18 protein-coding genes are annotated in these 18,570 nt (G+C 57.1%); 7 read left to right on the top strand and 11 right to left on the bottom strand.

All coding sequences use genetic code 11. The features are described 5' to 3' along the window. Positions 1-99 precede the first annotated feature (99 nt). Positions 100-639, top strand: coding sequence for an adenine phosphoribosyltransferase (locus tag Q1B46_RS01235; protein ID WP_299658964.1), 540 nt, complete (start codon positions 100-102; stop codon positions 637-639). A 169-nt stretch (positions 640-808) separates the two neighbouring features. Then, on the top strand, positions 809-1,291 hold the full coding sequence (locus Q1B46_RS01230) for a fasciclin domain-containing protein (protein WP_299943812.1): 483 nt from the start codon (positions 809-811) through the stop codon (positions 1,289-1,291). A 36-nt stretch (positions 1,292-1,327) separates the two neighbouring features. On the opposite strand, the gene Q1B46_RS01225 is transcribed toward Q1B46_RS01230, so the two are convergent. The 11 genes from Q1B46_RS01225 to coxB form a co-directional block, all read right to left on the bottom strand. Further along, the gene (locus Q1B46_RS01225) at positions 1,328-2,743 is read right to left on the bottom strand and encodes an FAD-binding oxidoreductase (RefSeq protein ID WP_299943809.1); all 1,416 of its coding nucleotides are present in this window, start codon (positions 2,741-2,743) and stop codon (positions 1,328-1,330) included. 38 nt (positions 2,744-2,781) lie between these two features. After that, positions 2,782-3,600: an MBL fold metallo-hydrolase gene (locus tag Q1B46_RS01220; protein ID WP_299943806.1), complete on the bottom strand. Its 819-nt coding sequence runs from the start codon at positions 3,598-3,600 to the stop codon at positions 2,782-2,784. 161 nt (positions 3,601-3,761) lie between these two features. Further along, the gene (locus Q1B46_RS01215) at positions 3,762-4,346 is read right to left on the bottom strand and encodes a GNAT family protein (protein WP_299943803.1); all 585 of its coding nucleotides are present in this window, start codon (positions 4,344-4,346) and stop codon (positions 3,762-3,764) included. Then, complete coding sequence (locus Q1B46_RS01210) at positions 4,346-5,608, bottom strand: pitrilysin family protein (RefSeq protein ID WP_299943800.1); 1,263 nt, start codon at positions 5,606-5,608, stop codon at positions 4,346-4,348. The genes Q1B46_RS01215 and Q1B46_RS01210 overlap by 1 nt, the downstream gene beginning before the upstream one ends. Then, positions 5,605-6,990, bottom strand: a complete 1,386-nt coding sequence (gene thrC, locus Q1B46_RS01205) for a threonine synthase (protein WP_299943797.1) — start codon at positions 6,988-6,990, stop codon at positions 5,605-5,607. The genes Q1B46_RS01210 and thrC overlap by 4 nt, the downstream gene beginning before the upstream one ends. Continuing rightward, positions 6,987-7,664, bottom strand: coding sequence for an SURF1 family protein (locus Q1B46_RS01200; protein WP_299943794.1), 678 nt, complete (start codon positions 7,662-7,664; stop codon positions 6,987-6,989). The genes thrC and Q1B46_RS01200 overlap by 4 nt, the downstream gene beginning before the upstream one ends. Positions 7,665-7,820: 156 nt before the next feature. After that, positions 7,821-8,636 (bottom strand): cytochrome c oxidase subunit 3, encoded by an 816-nt coding sequence (locus Q1B46_RS01195; RefSeq protein WP_170541585.1) that lies wholly within the window; start codon positions 8,634-8,636, stop codon positions 7,821-7,823. 22 nt (positions 8,637-8,658) lie between these two features. After that, positions 8,659-9,234: a cytochrome c oxidase assembly protein gene (locus Q1B46_RS01190; RefSeq protein WP_299943786.1), complete on the bottom strand. Its 576-nt coding sequence runs from the start codon at positions 9,232-9,234 to the stop codon at positions 8,659-8,661. Continuing rightward, on the bottom strand, positions 9,234-9,395 hold the full coding sequence (locus Q1B46_RS01185) for a hypothetical protein (RefSeq protein WP_193746506.1): 162 nt from the start codon (positions 9,393-9,395) through the stop codon (positions 9,234-9,236). Before Q1B46_RS01185 ends, Q1B46_RS01190 begins: the two co-directional genes overlap by 1 nt. Further along, positions 9,392-10,348 carry a heme o synthase gene (gene cyoE / locus Q1B46_RS01180; protein WP_299943778.1) on the bottom strand — a complete coding sequence of 319 codons (957 nt, stop codon included), beginning with the start codon at positions 10,346-10,348 and terminating at the stop codon, positions 9,392-9,394. The genes Q1B46_RS01185 and cyoE overlap by 4 nt, the downstream gene beginning before the upstream one ends. Positions 10,349-10,421: 73 nt before the next feature. Further along, positions 10,422-11,333: a cytochrome c oxidase subunit II gene (gene coxB, locus Q1B46_RS01175; RefSeq protein ID WP_299943775.1), complete on the bottom strand. Its 912-nt coding sequence runs from the start codon at positions 11,331-11,333 to the stop codon at positions 10,422-10,424. A 176-nt stretch (positions 11,334-11,509) separates the two neighbouring features. Between coxB and tldD the strand changes: the two genes are divergently transcribed. The 5 genes from tldD to Q1B46_RS01150 all read left to right on the top strand — a co-directional run bounded on the left by tldD (position 11,510) and on the right by Q1B46_RS01150 (position 18,534). Further along, positions 11,510-12,931 (top strand): metalloprotease TldD, encoded by a 1,422-nt coding sequence (gene tldD, locus Q1B46_RS01170; RefSeq protein WP_299943771.1) that lies wholly within the window; start codon positions 11,510-11,512, stop codon positions 12,929-12,931. A 240-nt stretch (positions 12,932-13,171) separates the two neighbouring features. Continuing rightward, positions 13,172-14,308: a DNA-processing protein DprA gene (gene dprA, locus Q1B46_RS01165; RefSeq protein WP_299943766.1), complete on the top strand. Its 1,137-nt coding sequence runs from the start codon at positions 13,172-13,174 to the stop codon at positions 14,306-14,308. A 181-nt stretch (positions 14,309-14,489) separates the two neighbouring features. Then, positions 14,490-17,090, top strand: coding sequence for a type I DNA topoisomerase (gene topA, locus Q1B46_RS01160; RefSeq protein WP_299943763.1), 2,601 nt, complete (start codon positions 14,490-14,492; stop codon positions 17,088-17,090). Positions 17,091-17,203: 113 nt separating this feature from the next. Continuing rightward, positions 17,204-17,908: a CoA transferase subunit A gene (locus Q1B46_RS01155; RefSeq protein ID WP_299943760.1), complete on the top strand. Its 705-nt coding sequence runs from the start codon at positions 17,204-17,206 to the stop codon at positions 17,906-17,908. Continuing rightward, on the top strand, positions 17,908-18,534 hold the full coding sequence (locus Q1B46_RS01150; protein ID WP_299943757.1) for a 3-oxoacid CoA-transferase subunit B: 627 nt from the start codon (positions 17,908-17,910) through the stop codon (positions 18,532-18,534). Before Q1B46_RS01155 ends, Q1B46_RS01150 begins: the two co-directional genes overlap by 1 nt. Positions 18,535-18,570: the final 36 nt, after the last annotated feature.

The following is an 18,570-nucleotide window of genomic DNA, read 5'->3' as shown; positions in this document are numbered from 1 at the left end:
CGTAGCCAAAGCACTTTAGCGCAGAGGTCAAAGTTTTCTTGCATGACTTGCTTTGATGGGCCAAACACCCCCGCGAGTTTGATGCCAAAGGGGTGGCCCATGTCTAGAAACAAAACGGTCAAGGATTACATTCGGACCATCGTCGATTTCCCGCATGAAGGGATCATGTTTCGCGATGTCACCACCCTGTTTGCCGACCCACGTGGGTTTCGTATGGCGATTGACCAGATGCTGCACCCCTACGCCGGTGAGCGTATCGACAAGGTCGTGGGTCTTGAGGCGCGTGGTTTCATTCTTGGCGGTGCCATCGCGCATCAGCTGAGCGTGGGTTTTGTGCCGATCCGCAAGAAGGGCAAACTGCCCGGAACCACGATCAGTCAGGATTACAAGTTGGAATATGGCGAAGCCATCGTTGAAATCCACGATGATGCCATCCAGCCGGGTGAAAAGATTCTGGTCGTCGATGATCTACTGGCCACAGGGGGTACCGCTGCTGCCGGGATCAATCTGATTGAACGTCTGGGGGGTGAGATCATTTCCTGCGCCTTCATCATCGATTTGCCCGAATTGGGCGGGCGCAAGGCGTTGGAAGATCTAGGCATGGATGTGCACGTTCTGTGCGAGTTCGAGGGGCTTTGACCCTCCGGCGATCACAAAATCGTGATTAGAGATCTGAGAACGTCGAAGCTTAGCGCACAGTGTTGATCCGTCAACGGATGGCTTCACTCAAAATCTGTGATCTTTTTGCGAGGACCCTCCGTACCCCTGTTGATGCCACCTAGGGCATTCTCAACAAGGGAACCTTATCATGTTGCGCAAATTCGCAGTTGCCGGAGTAGCAAGCATTCTAATGACCACCTCTGCCTTCGCGGATGGGCATTCCAAGGACATTGTCGACACCGCCGTTGGTGCGGGCAGCTTTGAAACACTCGTCGCGGCCGTTCAGGCGGCTGAATTGGTTGATACCTTGAAAGGTGAAGGTCCGTTCACCGTTTTTGCCCCCACAGATGAGGCCTTCGCAGCCCTGCCCGATGGCACGGTCGAAAACCTGCTGAAACCGGAAAACAAGGACCAGTTGGTCGCAATCCTGACCTATCACATTGTAGCAGGTAAAGTGATGTCCAGCGATCTGTCCGACGATATGACCGCAGCTACAGTTCAGGGCGGAGACATCACTATCGATCTGGACAATGGGGTGATGGTGAATGATGCCAATGTCGTGCAGGCCGATATCGAAGCTGAAAACGGCGTGATCCATGTGATCGACAAGGTCATTCTGCCTGCCTCGTAAGTATTTGGCGCGATCCGGTTACCCGCCGGGTCGCGCCTATGGCTTCAAAACGGCTCCGGGGTTCATGATCCCAAGAGGGTCGAGTGCAGCCTTGATGGCGTGCATTGCCTGCAATCTGACCGGATCGCCATAGCTTTCCAGATCATCTGTCTTAAGCCGCCCTATTCCATGTTCGGCGCTGACCGATCCGCCAAACTCATGCACCAGATCATGAACGGCGCGTTTGACAGCGCCCCGTTGCGCAACAAACTCTGCCTTGTCGTGCCCTTCAGGCGGAAACACGTTGTAGTGCAGATTACCGTCACCCAAGTGGCCAAAACAGTTCACCCGGAATGCCCCCTGCCCGGCGACCACATCCGCGCCGCGCTGGATGAACTCGGGGATACGGGAAATCGGGACCGAAATATCATGGCTTGAGACCGAACCGATCAACCTGTTCGCCTCGGGTATGCGTTCACGCACGGCCCAAAGCTCGGACCTTTGCACCTCACTTTGGGCAATGACCGCATCGCTGACCAGAGCGCGCTCATCTGCGGCAACATAGATGGCCTCAAGCATCTCCGACGGATCTAGTCCGGCGGGCAGACCCAATTCGATCAAGACGCTCCATTCCAGTGGCGTGGCGAAAGGCTGCCGAACCTCGGGCAGAGCGTCGGTCAGGAACTCAAGGCCTTGCCGATGGATAAGCTCAAACGTACTGATCGCCTCGCCCACCTGATCCCGTGCCAGCGACAATAGATCGATGGCTGCCTCGGGCGAGGCAACCTGGAACATCGCAGTTCCGACCCCCTTGGGTCGTGGAAATAGCTTCAATGCAGCCGCTGTGATGATGCCCAGCGTCCCTTCGGATCCGATCATCAGATTGCGCAGATCATATCCGGTGTTGTCCTTGCGCAAACGGCTGAGCCCGTGCCAGATTTCACCGTTGGGCAAAACCACCTCAAGCCCCAGACACAGATCGCGCGCATTGCCGTAGCGTAGTACGTTCACACCACCCGCATTGGTGGCCAGATTGCCCCCGATCCGGCAAGAGCCCTGTGCTGCAAGCGACAGAGGAAACAAACGCTCAGCCTCCTCGGCCGCGGCCTGAACATCGGCCAGAATGGCACCGGCTTCGGCCACAAGAATGTTTTCCGTTGGATAAACCGCTCGGATCGCGGCCATCCGCTCCAGCGATATGATCAGCGGGGTCGGGCCATCTGGAACCACCTGCCCACCCACCAGACCCGTGCCGCCGCCATAGGGTATGACTGGCACACAGGATTCAGCAGCCAGTTTCACCAATGCCGAAACCTGTTCAACGGTGCGCGGCAAAGCAAGTAGCCCTGACCGCCCCACGAACCGCTGACGGGGTTCTTCTAGATAGCGTTCGGAAATGGGTCGCAATACATCATCGCCCAGTTGGGCACAGATAGCGGCGGCAAAGCGGTCATCAGCGGGGTTCAATCTCATTTCTCTTCCCTGCCAAAGGCCACGGGCTGCGACAAGCACTATTCCTGCTCGATCAGATACTGAGGTTCCAATACTACAACTGTCGGCCGATCGGGTAGTGTCCGCAATGAGACGACAAGTTCGGTTACGCCATCGCGTTCAACCGGAAAATCGTCACGAATATCCACCAAAAACCGCTCGAGCGAAAAGTCCGAGAACCAGTGCATCGGAATGATGATCGAACTTTTCAATCGCTTCAGAACCTCGATCATTTCAGGCAATGGCATTGTCGTTCCGCCATCAACCGCCGCCATGACCACATCAAGCCGACCCAAAGCTGCAAACTGCTCGTCCGAGGGGATATGATGCAGATGTCCCAGATGACCAATGCACAGCCCCTCAACCTCGAACACAAAGATTGAGTTTCCGCGCTCTTCGACACCTCCATAGACTGAACGAATATCGGTCGACACATTGCGCACCAGCATCTCGCCCAGATCAAGATGATGCTCGATGCCTTGCCCGAATTCTCCCCACCCTTGCAACGCATGAGGGATGGCTGGGTCGGGATAGGCGGTCCAATGGGTGTCATGCGCGTGGTTCATTGTCACCACGTCGGGAATCAATGCAGCGCCGCCGACAAAGCCGGTGAAATCAGTCACCGCATTCAGCCCACCCCGCGTCTGGATCAGAAATGACGCATGAGCGATATAGCTGATCCGGGCTGAAAACTCGGGCACAGGATCTTGCCAGGCTGCTTTGTGAAGGTATTCAATCCCCGGCGTCGCGTCTGCAATCGCGATGCAATGGCTGGGTCTCCGCTCTTGCGCCCCAGCTCCGCTTGCTACCAGCATCAATCCCGCAACAACCCACCGCATACAGCCCAGTGTAGCGCAGAAAATCCCCAAGTCATTCTATTTGATCGCGCAGGTCCAAAGGATGCAAAATCCGCGCCCACTTTTACGCGACATAACCCTTGTTCATCTGGCCTCAAATATCCTGAGGAAGTTCTGGCTTGCCGTGATGGGGATGGCGCTCCCTATCCTGCGTCCGTCTTGCCCCGCCGGTCCGATCGCAATGACGCATAAAGAACATGCGTCCGCCACCGCCCGTTGATCTGCAAATACGACTGCGCTACGCCCTCATATTTGAACCCCGAGCTTTCCAACAACCCGCGTGAGGCCTTGTTCTCGGGCAAACAAGCCGCCTCAATCCGGCTCAGGTCCAAGCGGGTGAAAGCATAATGCACAACCGCACCTATGGCCTCGCGCATGAAGCCCTGCCGCGCAAAGGCTTGCCCGGTCCAATAGCCCAGCGTCCCCGCCTGCGCAGGCCCCCGTCGCACATTGTCCAGCGTAATCGCACCCATCAGCACATCATCGCTGCGCCGGAACAAAAACAGCGGGATCGCCGTTCCGCTGGCCACGGAACGCTGCGCCCAATAGACACGGTTGGTAAACGACTTGCGGCTTAGATGATCCTTGGCCCAGACCGGCTCCCACGGAACCAGATAATCTTTCGAGGCACGCCGCAGCGCGGTCCAGTCATTGAAGTCGGAATGCACGGGCGGGCGCAGCGTCAGGCGCTCGGTTTCGAGTTTCAGCTTGCGTCTGCCCAACAGCATCACGCCGCACGCCTCTCCTGCAGCTCCACCAATGTCGGCGCGCCCGAGACCGGACCGTAAAGCGCCAGCGCCGCAGGGGCCTGCACGGCCATGCTTTCAGCAAAGGCGCGCACATCCTCGGTACTGACGGCATCAATCTTGGCAACCGTATCCTCAAGCGAGGGCACACGCCCCCAGATCTGCACCAGGCGCGCCAGGCGTTCCGCCCGGTTTGACGGGCTTTCCAATCCCATCAGCATTCCGGCCTTCATTTGGGCCCGTGCACGCGCGACCTCTTCGGCGCTCATGTCCTCTGCTGCGCGCTTCATCTCATCAATTGTAATCGACGCCAGTTCGCCAACCTGATCGGCCGAAGTGCCTGCATAGATCGTTGTCGTGCCGGTATCCGCATAAGCACCGGTCTGAGCAAAGATCGTATAGCAAAGCCCCCGGGTCTCCCTCATTTCCTGAAACAGGCGCGAGGACATGCCACCGCCCAGCGCGGTCGAGTATATCTGGGCTGTATAGATCGCATCGTCGCGGTACCCGGGGCTTTCCAGCGCCAGCGCGAAATGGGCCTGTTCCAGCTCTTTCTCCTGCCGCGCTTCACCGCCGGTGAAACGCGCCGCGTCAGGGATCAAACCTTTGCGCGGTTGCAGATGGCCAAACATTTCTTCGGCCATTTTCATCAGCGCATCGTGATCCACAGCACCCGCTGCCGACAAGATCATCTGCTCGGGTCCGTAGTGTTCAGCCACAAAGCCCGACAAATCTTCGCGCGAGAATGCGCTGACCCGCTCAGTCGGGCCCAGAATGGTCCGGCCCAACGGCTGATCGTGATAGCTTTGCTCTTGCAGCCAGTCAAAGATCACATCGTCAGGCGTGTCATAGGCCTGACCGATCTCCTGCAGGATGACACCCCGCTCAACTTCGATCTCACGCGGATCGAAGACCGGGTTCAGAACGATGTCTCCGATCACATCCATCGCCAGCGCCACGTCGTCTTTCAGAACGCGCGCGTAATAAGCCGTCACCTCGCGCGAGGTGTAAGCGTTGATATACCCACCCACATCCTCGATCGCTTCGGCGATTTGCAAGGCCGACCGCCGCTTAGTCCCCTTGAAAGCCATATGCTCAAGGAAATGGGCGATGCCATTCTGTTCGATCCGTTCATGCCGCCCACCGGCGGTCACCCAGATGCCGATGGCCGCAGATTGCAGCCCCGGCATATGTTCACTGACGATACGAAAGCCGTTCTTCAGTTGGTCTTGTCTGACAGTCACTCAGCGATATGCCTTCTGATATGATCCTCAAGGATACCCAGATCATTGGCGATGCGGGTCACCCGTTCCGGACGTTCATACAGATCAGACATGCGGGATGGAAGAGGCGGATGTTCATCGCTCGCCATCTCGACCGCCGCCGGGAATTTCGCCGGGTGCGCGGTGGCCAGAGTAATCATCGGCGTATCAGCGCGATGTTCTTCCGCGACCTTGATACCAACGGCTGTGTGCGGACACACCAGTTCAGCGCTGTGGGTCAGCGTGTGTTTGATCGTCGCAAGCGTTTCGTCTTCGGATACCCGCCCCGAGTCGAAGCTTTCGCGCAGCGCCTCCATCGCGCCCTGACTAACGTTGAAGCCGCCGTTCTTCAGCTCATCCATCAGCTGCGCTACGGCACCGCCGTCCTCGCCATAGGCGTAATACAGCGCCCGTTCAAAGTTTGAGCTGACCTGAATATCCATCGACGGGCTGATCGACGGGATCGTGTCACCCTTGAAATACCCCTCGCCTGACAGACAGCGATGCAGGATATCGTTCTGGTTCGTCGCCACCACCAGCCGGTCGATGGGCAATCCCATACGTTTGGCCAGGTAGCCCGCGAAGATATCGCCGAAATTGCCCGTAGGCACGGTAAAGCTGACCTTGCGATGCGGCGCGCCAAGGCTGACGGCCGCCGAAAAGTAATAGACGATCTGCGCCAGAACCCGCGCAAAGTTGATCGAGTTCACACCAGCCAGCTTTACGCCGTCACGGAAGTCGAAATCGTTGAACATATCTTTCAGCGCGGCTTGGCAATCATCAAAATCACCATCCACAGCCAGCGCATGCACATTGCTGTCGGCGGGCGTGGTCATCTGGCGGCGTTGCACTTCCGAGACGCGGCCATGCGGAAACAGGATGAACACATCCACGGCATCCAGCCCCCGAAACGCCTCAATAGCTGCCGATCCTGTATCACCGCTGGTCGCCCCCACAATGGTCACGCGCTCTTCTCGGCGCTTCAAGGCAGCCTGGAACAGCTGGCCGATCAACTGCATGGCAAAGTCCTTGAAGGCCAAAGTGGGCCCATGGAACAGTTCCAGCAGGAAATGGTTCTCGTTCAATTGCTTCAAAGGTGCGCGGGCATCATGACCGAACCCTTCGTAGGCACGGGCGATGATCTGCTTGAACTCGTCCTCAGCAAATGACCCACTGACATAGGGCCACATCACGCGGAACGCGATATCTTCGTAGGGCAGACCGGCAAGTGCTGCGATCTCGTCCTGCGACATCACCGGAATCTCGGCGGGTAGGTAAAGACCCCCGTCCCGGGCCAGCCCTGTCAGCATCGCCTCTTCAAAGGTCAGTTCGGGCGCTTGGCCACGGGTCGAGATGTATTTCATTGCTCTTCACTCTTTGCAGGGGTGCGGTTGCGCCACAGGAAATACCCGGTCATCGCGGCCCAGACCAGAGCCAGACCAAACCAGGTGATTGCATATTGCAGGTGATCGTTCGGAATGCCCGCTGTATCCACAGGCAGCGGTGTCACGCCCGGATCGGTTTGTGACCTTGCGATCAACAGCACCGGTTCTGTCCCCAATGCCGCCGCAAGATTGGGCACATCGCGCGCAAACCAGATGTTTTCGTCGATATCGGGCTCAGGCGTATAGCTGTCGATCTCATCCGGCCAATGCAGATTGCCCGTAATTTCCATCGGTCCTGTCAGACGCTCGGCCTGCTTCGCGGATGTCGGCACAAAGCCACGATCCACCAGAATGGTTCGGTTGTCGGCGCTGAAGGACTGGATGATCCGATATCCGGCGCCAACCTGCTTGACCGAGACCAGAACGTGGATTTCCCCCGGCTCCATCTCTCCCGTAAGCGTGACGGGAAGATACTTGTCATTTTCCTTGGACATAGCCGCAGGAAGATTTACCGGATCAGCCGCGATGCGCGTTTCGATCTCGGCCAGAATGTCGTTTTTCCAGGCCAGCCGCTGCATCTGCCACACACCCAGCGATACGAGGACGCCCAAACCGGCGAGACCGAAAATCAATGGAAACAGTATGCGGCGCATTTAGAAACAAAACCTCATCACAGGAATCGGCGTCTTGTTATGGTTGGCTTGAGGTGGATTGCAACCGTGCAATTGTATCGGGCGCAATCTTGCGCCCGGGATAGAGAAAAAGCCGCCCCATGGGGCGGCTTTTGCAATTGGATTACCTGACACAGCTCACATCAGAGGGGCTTGACCCCAGATGTAGACGGCGAAGAACAGGAACAGCCAAACGACGTCAACAAAGTGCCAGTACCAGGCCGCTGCCTCGAAACCCACGTGTTTCTCGGGCGTGAAATCACCCTTCAGCGCACGGATCAGGCAGACAGACAGGAAGATGGTTCCGATGATGACATGGAAACCGTGGAAACCAGTCGCCATGAAGAAGTTCGAATAGAACTGATCATCACCGAATTTCCAACCTTCATGCGCCAGCAGCTCATAGTATTCAAAGCCTTGCAACGCGGTGAACGCGATGCCCAGAACGATCCCGATAGCCAGACCATTGATCAGAGCCTTACGGTCATTGTCATGCACCAGTGCGTGGTGCGCCCAGGTGATTGCACAGCCCGACAACAACAAGACCAGTGTATTGATCAATGGCAGGTGAAACGGGTCAACGGCGTGAATATCCGGCTGAATATACTCGGTCCCGGCATAGTCGTACATCGGGTACATGCGATGTTTGAAGAACGACCAGAACCAGGCAAAGAAGAACATCACTTCGGACATCACGAACAGGATAAATCCGTAGCGCAGGCCGATGCGTACAACCGGCGTGTGATCGCCCTGACGGCTTTCCACCACCACTTCGGACCACCAGGCGAACATGGTGTAAAGGACACCGATCAACCCCATCCAGAAGATCCACGGGGTGACCCCGTGCATCCACAGAACGGCTCCGAACAGCATCACAAACCCACTGACAGCCCCGATCAGCGGCCAGATCGAGGGGTTCAGAATGTGGTAGTCATGGTCTTTAGCGTGTGCCATCAGCGTCCCTCACCTACAGGCGTTAGTTCTTGTTTGTATCAGCCTGCACTTCAAGGGCGGCATAGCCCTCGGGCAGGTCAATTTCGTAGAATGTATACGACAGAGTGATCGTATGCACATACTTGGCTTCCAGATCGTCAACGATTTCCGGGTCGACAAAGAAAGTCACCGGCATTTCAACCCGCTCACCGGGTTGTAGAACCTGTTCTTCAAAGCAGAAACAGGCGATTTTCTGAAAGTACCCTCCAGCCGAATACGGCGCGACATTGTAAGAAGCCTGCCCCGCGATCGGGCGATCGGTCGGATTGTAAGCCTCGTAGAAGGCAAGTCCTGTCTCACCTATGCGGACTTCCATCTGTCGTTCGACCGGCTTGAATTCCCAAGCCATATCTTTGGCTTTCGATGCGTCAAAGCGCACGGTAATTGTGCGATCCAGAATTTCGTCAGGGGCGACTTCGGCCACACCGGTGGTTCCGCCAAACCCGGTGACACGGCAGAACCAATCATAGAATGGCACCGATGCCCATGCGAGGCTGCCCATCAGGACAACCACACCAACCGTTTGCGCAACAGTTTTCTGAGGTCCTGTCATCGCCATCAGTTCTGCACCTCTTGCGGCGCCAGATTAAAATCAGTGCCCGAGACTTTCACAATCGTCAGTCCAAAGATGATCACGATGAACGCTGCCAGCGTCAGGCCGACGCCCAGATTTCGGCTGAACCGGCGCTGATGCAGCTCGTGGCTTTTGCGCAAGCTCATGACCAGCCCCCCAACCCATAAGGTTTCAGCAAAGCTTCGACCAGAATCGCACCAAAATGCAGGAAAAGATACAGAAGCGACAGTTTGAAGAAACTGCGTTCCACTTTGAAGTTATCCGCCTCAGCATCATTCTCGGTTCGGCGCGAGATGACCCACGCACCCCGCAGGAACAGGGCATTCAGTACCAGCGCAACCATCAGATAGATCGGCCCGCCGATATCCGAGAACGCAGTGCCAACGGCGAGCAGCGCCAACAGGGCGGTATAGACCAAAATATGCCGGCGCGTCGCACGACGCCCATGTGTAACTGTCAGCATCGGGACGCCCGCATCGTCATAGTCCGAGCGCATGAACAGCGCCAACGCCCAGAAATGCGGCGGTGTCCACATGAAGGTCAGTGCGAACATCAACCACGGCTCCAGCGTCATTGATCCCGTGGCTGCGACCCATCCGATAACAGGCGGGAATGCCCCAGCGGCGCCGCCAATGACGATATTTTGCGGCGTCGATCGCTTCAGCCACATCGTGTAAACGACGACATAGAAAAAGATGGTAAAGGCCAGAAACGCACCCGCGAACCAGTTGGTCGCCAGCCCCAGCATGATCACGGACAGGCCAGACAGGGCCAGCCCAAGCGCCATCGCCTCGCCTTCTTCGACCTTGCCCGACGGGATCGGGCGACCTTTGGTGCGCTTCATCACGCGGTCGATATCCGCGTCCCACCACATGTTCAGTGCGCCAGACGCACCGCCACCGATCGCAACGAACAGGATGGCACAGAATCCAACAAACGGATGCACCGGAACCGGAGCCGCAAGCAGCCCAACCAAAGCCGTAAACACAACCAACGACATCACGCGTGGCTTCAGCAGGGCGAAATAGTCGCCAAAGCTGGCCTCGTCCGCGCGGGTCTGGGCGGCTACGGTGCTGGCATTGAAGCTTGCGTCGCTCATTTCCGGTCCTTTTCGGGGCGAAAGCTGCGCGAATCCCGCGCAGCCTGCATGTGTTTACTAGGCCGCTACGGGCTTAGTTCGAGGCCACCTGATAGGGGGCAGGCTGACCTGCATACTCTTCCAGAGCGTCCTGAAGCCACTGTTCATAGGCCTCTTCGCTCACCACTTTGACGGTGATCGGCATGTACGCGTGATCCTTGCCGCACAGTTCTGAGCACTGACCAAAGTAGATGCCCTCTTTTTCAGCTTCGAACCACAGTTCGGCCAAGCGCCCCGGCACGCCGTCCTGCTTCACGCCAAACGAAGGAATGGTCCACGAGTGGATAACGTCCGAAGCAGTCACTTGCATAACAATGATCTTTCCAACCGGAACAACAACGGCGGTGTCAGTGGCCAGCAGCCATTCGTCTTCGCTGTAGCCCGCGTCGGTCAGTTTGGCGCGCATCGCATCGTCCAGAATAAACGGTGTCACATCTGCATCCGCAGGGCGGGCGCCTTCATCCAAAGTAGCCGGGTGGCCCAGAAGATAGCTGTCAAAGGCAAAATCATGATCAACATACTCGTAGGTCCAGTACCATTGGTTGCCTACAACTTTGATGGTGATGTCGCCTTCGGGGATTTCCTGTTGCTGGAACAGAACCGGCAGCGAGAACGCCCCGATAACGACCAGAATCAGAATCGGGACCAGGGTCCATGCAATCTCGACCGGAGTATAGTGAGAGAATCGTGCAGGGTTGGGATTAACGCGCTGATTGTAGCGTACGATGCAATAGACCAGCAGACCCGCAACAAACAGGCAGATGGCAGTGATGATCACCAGAATCATCGCGTCCAGACTATGAATCCTGTCAGCAAGTTCGGTAGCCGAAGGCTGGAAACCCATCCCACCATCGACCGGCTTGCCAATAATCTCAAGTTCCTGAGCCATGGCTGGAAGGCTGGAGAGGGCCGTAGCAAGCCCGGAAAGCATCAAAGCATTCTTCATTTTCTGTCCTGATCGTTTGATCTTTGCGTCTCTGGCGAAAAGGTGTGAATCGGTCGCACCTCTCCCGTTGTCTTTGGCCGCGTTAAAAACCATATTCCGTCGGGTAGATAAAGCAAAATGCTTGCGTCAAACAGACGCTATTTTTGATCTGGATCAAACCCGAAAGGTCACAACTGATGACTCAGGCCCCGTTTCGCCCTTTTGAAAGCATTCTCCCCAGGGATGAAGCGCTTGCTGAACTGCGGTCCGCAACCAATGGCGCAGAAGACGGAGAGCTGTTTGTCGAACGGCGAAAATCCGAGTCGCTGGTGTTTGATGACGGGCGATTGCGCACGGCTTCGTACGACGCATCCGAGGGATTCGGCCTGCGCGCTGTGCAGGGTGAGGTCGCGGGATACGCGCATTCAACCGATGTCTCGATACCGTCTTTGAAGCGGGCAGCCGAAACTGCGCGACTGGCTGTAGGTGATGGTGGCGGAACAATGGCTAGGGCCCCGCAGCCCACCAATATCCGGCTTTACACTGATGAAGACCCGATCGAATCCGCCAGTTTCCCCGTCAAGATCGAAACCTTGCGCGAGATTGATGCCTTCACGCGCGATCTGGACCCTCGGGTTGTGCAGGTCAGCGCGACCATCGCAGCCACCGTACAAGAGATTGAGATTTTGCGCCCCGATGGCGTTCAGGTGCGCGATGTACGCCCAATGACCCGATTGAACGTATCGGTCATCGTTGAACAGAACGGCAGACGTGAAAGCGGCTCTGCCGGAGGGGGCGGTCGTGTTGGGCTGGATGGGCTGATTGATCCCGCCGACTGGCAGGCAAAGGCACAAGAGGCACTGCGGATCGCGATGGTTAATCTGGATGCCATCCCTGCCCCTGCCGGTGTGATGGAGGTCGCATTGGGCCCAGGCTGGCCCGGAATTCTGTTGCACGAAGCCATCGGTCACGGCCTTGAAGGTGATTTCAACCGCAAGGGCAGCTCTGCCTTTGCTGGGCTGATGGGTCAGCAGATCGCCTCAAAAGGCGTGACAGTTGTGGATGACGGAACGATTGCGGATCGTCGCGGCTCGATTTCGGTGGATGACGAGGGCACGCCCAGTTCGCGTACGGTGTTGATCGAGGATGGTATTCTTACCGGCTATATGCAGGACCGCCAGAACGCGCGTTTGATGGGTGTTGCACCCACCGGGAACGGGCGGAGGCAAAGCTATGCCCATAAACCCATGCCGCGCATGACCAATACCATCATGCTGGGCGGCGATGCCGATCCTGCATCGCTGGTGGCCGATATCAAGGATGGGATCTGGGCCGTGGGATTTGGCGGTGGTCAGGTCGATATCACGAACGGCAAGTTTGTGTTTTCCTGCACCGAGGCCTACCGGGTTGAAAATGGTAAGATAGGTGCACCGGTCAAGGGTGCGACACTGATTGGCGACGGCCCGTCAGCGTTGAAGCGTATTCGGGGCTTGGGCAACGATATGGCGCTTGATCCCGGCATGGGCACCTGCGGCAAGGACGGGCAATGGGTTCCGGTGGGCGTCGGACAGCCGACAGTTCTGATGGATGGGCTGACGGTCGGCGGTTCTGCCGCCTGAGTCGGATGATCTGTCACAAAATGGGACGCAGAGTTAACACTGCGCCCCATCCACAGCGGCGGAAACCGAACAGGTGCGACACGCCCCAAGAAAATTGACATAAATTTTCTCTTTCTTTTTCATATGGATACTCTTCCTTTTCGAGTGAAATACCGAACAAAACATATCTAATTTTCTGAGATTCACAGGCTGTTAACCCGCTTCACCGTAAACCAGTTTTGCAATCAGGCGGAGCATCGGATGACCGAAGAGCAGCTTTCTTCCTATCACCCCCCACTCCCACCCACCACGGAAGAAGACCGGTTTTCGTGGCTCCGCCTGTTGCGTTCGCGCAAGGTTGGTCCGGCGACGTTCCGACGCTTGCTGCGCGAACACGGCTCAGCGCAGAATGCGCTGGCTGCGCTGCCGGAAATGGCACGCGCTGCCGGGATCGAAAGATATGAAATCTGTCCTCCCGGTGTGATTGAGGCGGAACTCAGGGCCGCAAAAGCCGCAAAAGCACGGCTTTTGTGCCTTGGGGCCGCCGATTATCCCGAGGCTTTGAATGATATTTCGGATGCACCACCGATGCTGTGGGCGATCGGAGATCCGTCAATCCTAAAACGCCAGGCGATTGCGATGGTCGGGGCGCGAAACTGCTCTTCGCTGGGTGCGCGCATGGCGCGTGCGCTTGCTGCCGATCTGGGCAAGCAAGATTTCGTCATTGTTTCTGGGCTAGCGCGCGGGATTGATACCTCGGCTCATCTAGCCGCATTGGCAACTGGTACGGTGGCGGTAATGGCCGGAGGCGTCGACGTGATCTATCCCGCCGAGAACGCCGATCTCGCACGAGATATTGTTGAGAGCGGCCTGCGCCTGTCCGAACAGCCCATGGGCACGACACCGCAGGCGCGCCATTTCCCGCGACGCAACCGTATCATCTCGGGCCTTGCGCAAGCGGTGATTGTTGTCGAGGCCGCGGCGAAATCAGGCAGCCTGATTACTGCAAGGGATGCCTTGGATCAGGGGCGAGAAGTTCTGGCGGTTCCTGGCCATCCCTTTGACGCCCGCGCCGCAGGGTGCAACTTGCTGATCCGGGATGGCGCGACATTGATCCGCTCGGCTGAGGACGTGATTGACGCGTTGCCAAAGCAGCAACCTGAGTACGCAATTCAACAAGAACCACCCGCCCGGCAGATAACTACAGAACCTGATTCGATACCTCGGGCCCTGCATGAAGCGATTCTGACCCGTCTTGGTCCATCTCCGATAGCCGAAGACCAATTGATCCGGGATATTGCGGCAACAGCGGGTGATATCGGACCAGTACTGGTTGATCTGGAGCTCGACGGCAAGATTCAGCGGCAACCTGGTGGCTTGTTGTCCCTTTGTGTATGATATTTCGACCGGAAAGCGCATTGAAAGCGTCGACCGACGGTGCGCCGTGAACGGCCAAAACAGGTCCACAATTCGAGCCGATTTGGCAATGGAAAGGAACGCATTGACAAATCGATCTTGCCCCACACATTTTGCACGGTCATACAAAGCGCAAAATTGGTCGAGCGAGGATTCCTTTTAAATGCCTGTAGTTGTTGTAGAATCTCCGGCCAAAGCAAAAACGATCAATAAATATCTGGGACCCAACTACACGGTTCTGGCCTCTTATGGCCATGTGCGGGACCTTCCACCCAAGGATGGATCGGTCGATCCCGAGCATGAATTCTCGATGAAATGGGAGGTTGGCAATGACAGTCGCAAGCATGTCAAAGCAATTGCCGATGCGCTCAAGGAAGACAACGCGCTGATCCTCGCGACTGACCCTGATCGCGAGGGCGAGGCGATCAGTTGGCACTTGCAGGAGGCGCTGACCAAGCGCCGCTCGATCAAGAAGGACACACCGGTCAGCCGCGTGACTTTCAATGCGATCACCAAGGACGCCGTGACCGAAGCGATGCAGAACCCGCGCCAGGTGGATATGCCGTTGGTCGAGGCATATCTGGCCCGCCGTGCGCTGGACTATCTGGTAGGATTTAACCTGTCGCCTGTTCTGTGGCGCAAACTGCCTGGTGCGAAATCCGCAGGTCGCGTGCAATCGGTTTGCCTGCGCCTGATCGTCGAGCGCGAGATGGAGATCGAGGCGTTCAAACCGGTCGAATACTGGTCCGTCAAAGCAATATTCGAAACCCCGCGCGGGCAGACTTATGAGGCGCGTCTGGTCACCTTGGCCGGAAAGAAGTTGGACAAACACGATCTGGCCAACGCCACGCAGGCCGAGCTGGCCGTGCAGGCGATCACAAGCCGTGCACTAAGCGTCACCTCGGTCGAGGCCAAACCTGCAGCGCGAAACCCGAGCGCGCCTTTCATGACCTCGACCCTGCAACAGGAGGCCAGCCGCAAGTTCGGTATGGGTGCGCGCCACGCGATGCAAGTGGCGCAACGGCTCTATGAGGCCGGGTACATTACCTATATGCGAACTGACGGCATCGACATGGCCCCCGAGGCCGTGGCAGCCACGCGCGATACCATCGCTGATCGGTACGGTAAGGAATACGTGCCCAGCAGCCTGCGTATATATAAGAACAAGGCCAAGAACGCGCAGGAAGCGCACGAATGTATCCGCCCAACGGATATGACGCGCGATGCCAAGGCGCTGAAGGTGACCGATGAAGACCAGCGCAAGCTGTATGATCTGATCTGGAAGCGCACCATTGCGTGTCAGATGGCTGCTGCACGGCTAGAACGGACCACGGTCGAAATCAGTAGTGATGACGGCCAGGTCGGCCTGCGCGCTACTGGTCAGGTGATGCTGTTCGACGGTTTCATGCGCGTCTATGAAGAGGGCCGCGATGATGTTGTCGATGATGACGACAAACGCCTGCCCCAGATCATGCAGGGAGACCCTGCACGCTTTGCCAAAACTTCGCTGCGTGATCAGTATTCCAAAGCGACCGGCGATGACAAAGCCGCAGTCCTGTCTGAAAATGAATCCGTTCTGGCGCTGCAGCACCACACCCAACCGCCCCCGCGCTATACAGAGGCCACGCTGGTCAAGCGGATGGAAGAGCTGGGGATCGGACGCCCATCAACCTATGCCTCGGTCGTGACGACGATTCAGGACCGCGAATATGTGCGCAAGGACAAGAACCGGCTGATCCCCGAGGAAAAGGGCCGGATCGTTACGATCTTTCTGTTGAATTTCTTCCGGCAATACGTTGGCTATGAGTTTACCGCCAATCTGGAGGAAGAGCTTGACGATGTCAGCGCGGGAGAGCGCGACTATAAGGACCTGCTGGGCAAGTTCTGGCGCGATTTCTCGGCTGCTATTGGCGAGACGTCAGAATTGCGTATCTCCGAGGTGCTGGACAAGCTGGACGAAGCATTGGCGCCTCAGTTGTATCCGCCGCGTGAAGATGGCTCTGACCCGCGTGTCTGCCCGAAATGTGGTATGGGGCAATTACATCTGAAGACCTCTCGCACCGGTGGGTTTGTAGGCTGTGGCAACTATCCCGAGTGCACCTATACCCGTCCCATCGCGGGCGAAGGCGCCGAAGGGGATGAACGGCTGCTGGGTGAAGACGCTGGCGATGAGATCTGGTTGAAATCCGGTCGTTTCGGACCTTATGTGCAACGTGGCGAACCCACGCCCGAAAACAAAAAGCCCCCGCGCGCCTCGCTCCCCCGTGGCTGGAGCAAGGATGACATGGGTCTGGAGAAGGCGCTGACGCTGCTATCCCTGCCCCGCCAGATTGGCGAACATCCCGAGGGCGGTATGATCAGTTCGAACTTTGGCCGCTTCGGCCCCTATCTGATGCATCAGCTGGCCGATGAGGCCAAGCCGGTCTATGCCAACCTCAAAGACCCTAACGACGTGTTTGAGATCGGTATGAACCGCGCCGTTGAACTTCTGGCCGAAAAACGCGCCAATCCGGGACGCGGGCGAAGGGCAGCTGCAAAGGCGTTGAAAGAACTGGGTGAACACCCCGATGGTGGAGCAATGCAGGTTCTGGACGGACGCTATGGGCCATATGTGAAATGGGAAAAGGTCAACGCGACCATCCCAAAAGATATCAAGCCCGAAGACGTGACGCAAGAAATGGCCATTGAACTGGTCAATGAACGCGCGAACAAAAAAGGCACAAAGAAAAAGGCGCCCCCCAAGAAGAAAGCCGTCGCCAAGTAGACCACCAAAAAGGCGGGTTAGGTAGAAATACCACCCGTGCCTTGGATTCGTTGACTTCCCGATGACGTGGCGGCACAACTCGGCCCAACACCACGTCATTGGGAGAGTTTTCCATGAAGAAAATCTATGCCAATGCCAACGAGGCGCTCGATGGAGTGATCTCGGATGGCATGTTGATCGCGGCAGGCGGGTTTGGCCTGTGCGGAATCCCGGAGTTGCTGCTTGAGGCGATCAAGACTTCGGGTGCCAAGGATCTGACCTTTGCGTCGAACAACGCCGGGGTGGATGATTTCGGCATCGGCATCTTGCTGCAGACCAAGCAGGTCAGGAAGATGATCAGCTCATACGTGGGCGAAAATGCCGAATTCATGCGCCAGTACCTAAGCGGCGAGCTTGAGCTGGAATTCAACCCGCAAGGCACACTGGCCGAACGTATGCGGGCCGGCGGCGCAGGCATCCCCGGTTTCTATACCAAAACCGGTGTGGGCACCGTTATTGCCGACGGCAAAGAGCACAAAGAGTTCAACGGCGAAACCTATATACTTGAGGAAGGCATCTTCGCTGACCTCGCCATCGTCAAGGCATGGAAAGCGGACGACACCGGCAACCTTGTGTTTCGCAAAACAGCCCGCAACTTCAATGTGCCCGCGGCGACCTGCGGAAAAATCTGTGTGGCCGAGGTCGAAGAGATCGTCCCGCGCGGCTCACTGGACCCGGACAGCATCCATCTGCCTGGCATCTATGTGCACCGCATCATTCAAGGCAGCCACGAAAAGCGCATCGAACAGCGCACCACCCGCAAGAAGGAGGACGCATAATGCCCTGGGACCGCAATCAGATGGCCGCACGCGCAGCTCAAGAGCTGGAAGACGGCATGTATGTGAACCTCGGCATTGGTATTCCGACGCTGGTGGCGAACTATGTGGGTGACAAGGATATCACGTTGCAGTCCGAGAACGGGATGCTGGGCATGGGCCCCTTCCCTTACGAGGGCGAAGAAGATGCTGATCTTATCAACGCAGGCAAGCAGACGATCACCGAACTGTCCCGTACATCTTATTTTGACAGCGCAACCTCATTCGCCATGATCCGGGGCGGCAAAATCGCTGCTGCGATTTTGGGCGCTATGGAAGTGGACGAGAAGGGTGATCTGGCCAACTGGATGATTCCCGGCAAGCTGGTCAAAGGCATGGGTGGCGCAATGGATCTGGTGGCTGGTGTAGGTCGCGTGATCGTGGTCATGGATCACACCAACAAGCACGGCGACTCAAAAGTGCTGAAAGAATGCACCCTGCCACTGACCGGCCAGGGTGTCGTGGATCGCATCATCACCAATCTGGGCGTTCTTGATGTTGTCGAAGGTGGTCTGAAGATCGTTGAACTAGCCGATGGCGTCAGCGACGCGGATTTGAGGGCCGCGACTCAGGCGACGATTGTCGATTGACCTCGTACCAAAGAAACATAAGGCCCGCTGTGACGC

Source organism: uncultured Ruegeria sp., from assembly GCF_947500045.1.
Taxonomy (GTDB): domain Bacteria; phylum Pseudomonadota; class Alphaproteobacteria; order Rhodobacterales; family Rhodobacteraceae; genus Ruegeria.
This window is presented reverse-complemented; position numbering and strand designations above follow the sequence as displayed.

Bases quoted from the DNA above. Each gene is read 5' to 3' on its own strand.
- Q1B46_RS01235 (WP_299658964.1), top strand. From the start codon at position 100: ATGTCTAGAAACAAAACGGTCAAGGATTACATTCGGACCATCGTCGAT.
- Q1B46_RS01230 (WP_299943812.1), top strand. From the start codon at position 809: ATGTTGCGCAAATTCGCAGTTGCCGGAGTAGCAAGCATTCTAATGACC.
- Q1B46_RS01225 (WP_299943809.1), bottom strand. From the start codon at position 2,743: ATGAGATTGAACCCCGCTGATGACCGCTTTGCCGCCGCTATCTGTGCC.
- Q1B46_RS01220 (WP_299943806.1), bottom strand. From the start codon at position 3,600: ATGCGGTGGGTTGTTGCGGGATTGATGCTGGTAGCAAGCGGAGCTGGG.
- Q1B46_RS01215 (WP_299943803.1), bottom strand. From the start codon at position 4,346: ATGCTGTTGGGCAGACGCAAGCTGAAACTCGAAACCGAGCGCCTGACG.
- thrC (WP_299943797.1), bottom strand. From the start codon at position 6,990: ATGAAATACATCTCGACCCGTGGCCAAGCGCCCGAACTGACCTTTGAA.
- Q1B46_RS01200 (WP_299943794.1), bottom strand. From the start codon at position 7,664: ATGCGCCGCATACTGTTTCCATTGATTTTCGGTCTCGCCGGTTTGGGC.
- Q1B46_RS01195 (WP_170541585.1), bottom strand. From the start codon at position 8,636: ATGGCACACGCTAAAGACCATGACTACCACATTCTGAACCCCTCGATC.
- Q1B46_RS01190 (WP_299943786.1), bottom strand. From the start codon at position 9,234: ATGGCGATGACAGGACCTCAGAAAACTGTTGCGCAAACGGTTGGTGTG.
- Q1B46_RS01185 (WP_193746506.1), bottom strand. From the start codon at position 9,395: ATGAGCTTGCGCAAAAGCCACGAGCTGCATCAGCGCCGGTTCAGCCGA.
- cyoE (WP_299943778.1), bottom strand. From the start codon at position 10,348: ATGAGCGACGCAAGCTTCAATGCCAGCACCGTAGCCGCCCAGACCCGC.
- coxB (WP_299943775.1), bottom strand. From the start codon at position 11,333: ATGAAGAATGCTTTGATGCTTTCCGGGCTTGCTACGGCCCTCTCCAGC.
- tldD (WP_299943771.1), top strand. From the start codon at position 11,510: ATGACTCAGGCCCCGTTTCGCCCTTTTGAAAGCATTCTCCCCAGGGAT.
- dprA (WP_299943766.1), top strand. From the start codon at position 13,172: ATGACCGAAGAGCAGCTTTCTTCCTATCACCCCCCACTCCCACCCACC.
- topA (WP_299943763.1), top strand. From the start codon at position 14,490: ATGCCTGTAGTTGTTGTAGAATCTCCGGCCAAAGCAAAAACGATCAAT.
- Q1B46_RS01155 (WP_299943760.1), top strand. From the start codon at position 17,204: ATGAAGAAAATCTATGCCAATGCCAACGAGGCGCTCGATGGAGTGATC.
- Q1B46_RS01150 (WP_299943757.1), top strand. From the start codon at position 17,908: ATGCCCTGGGACCGCAATCAGATGGCCGCACGCGCAGCTCAAGAGCTG.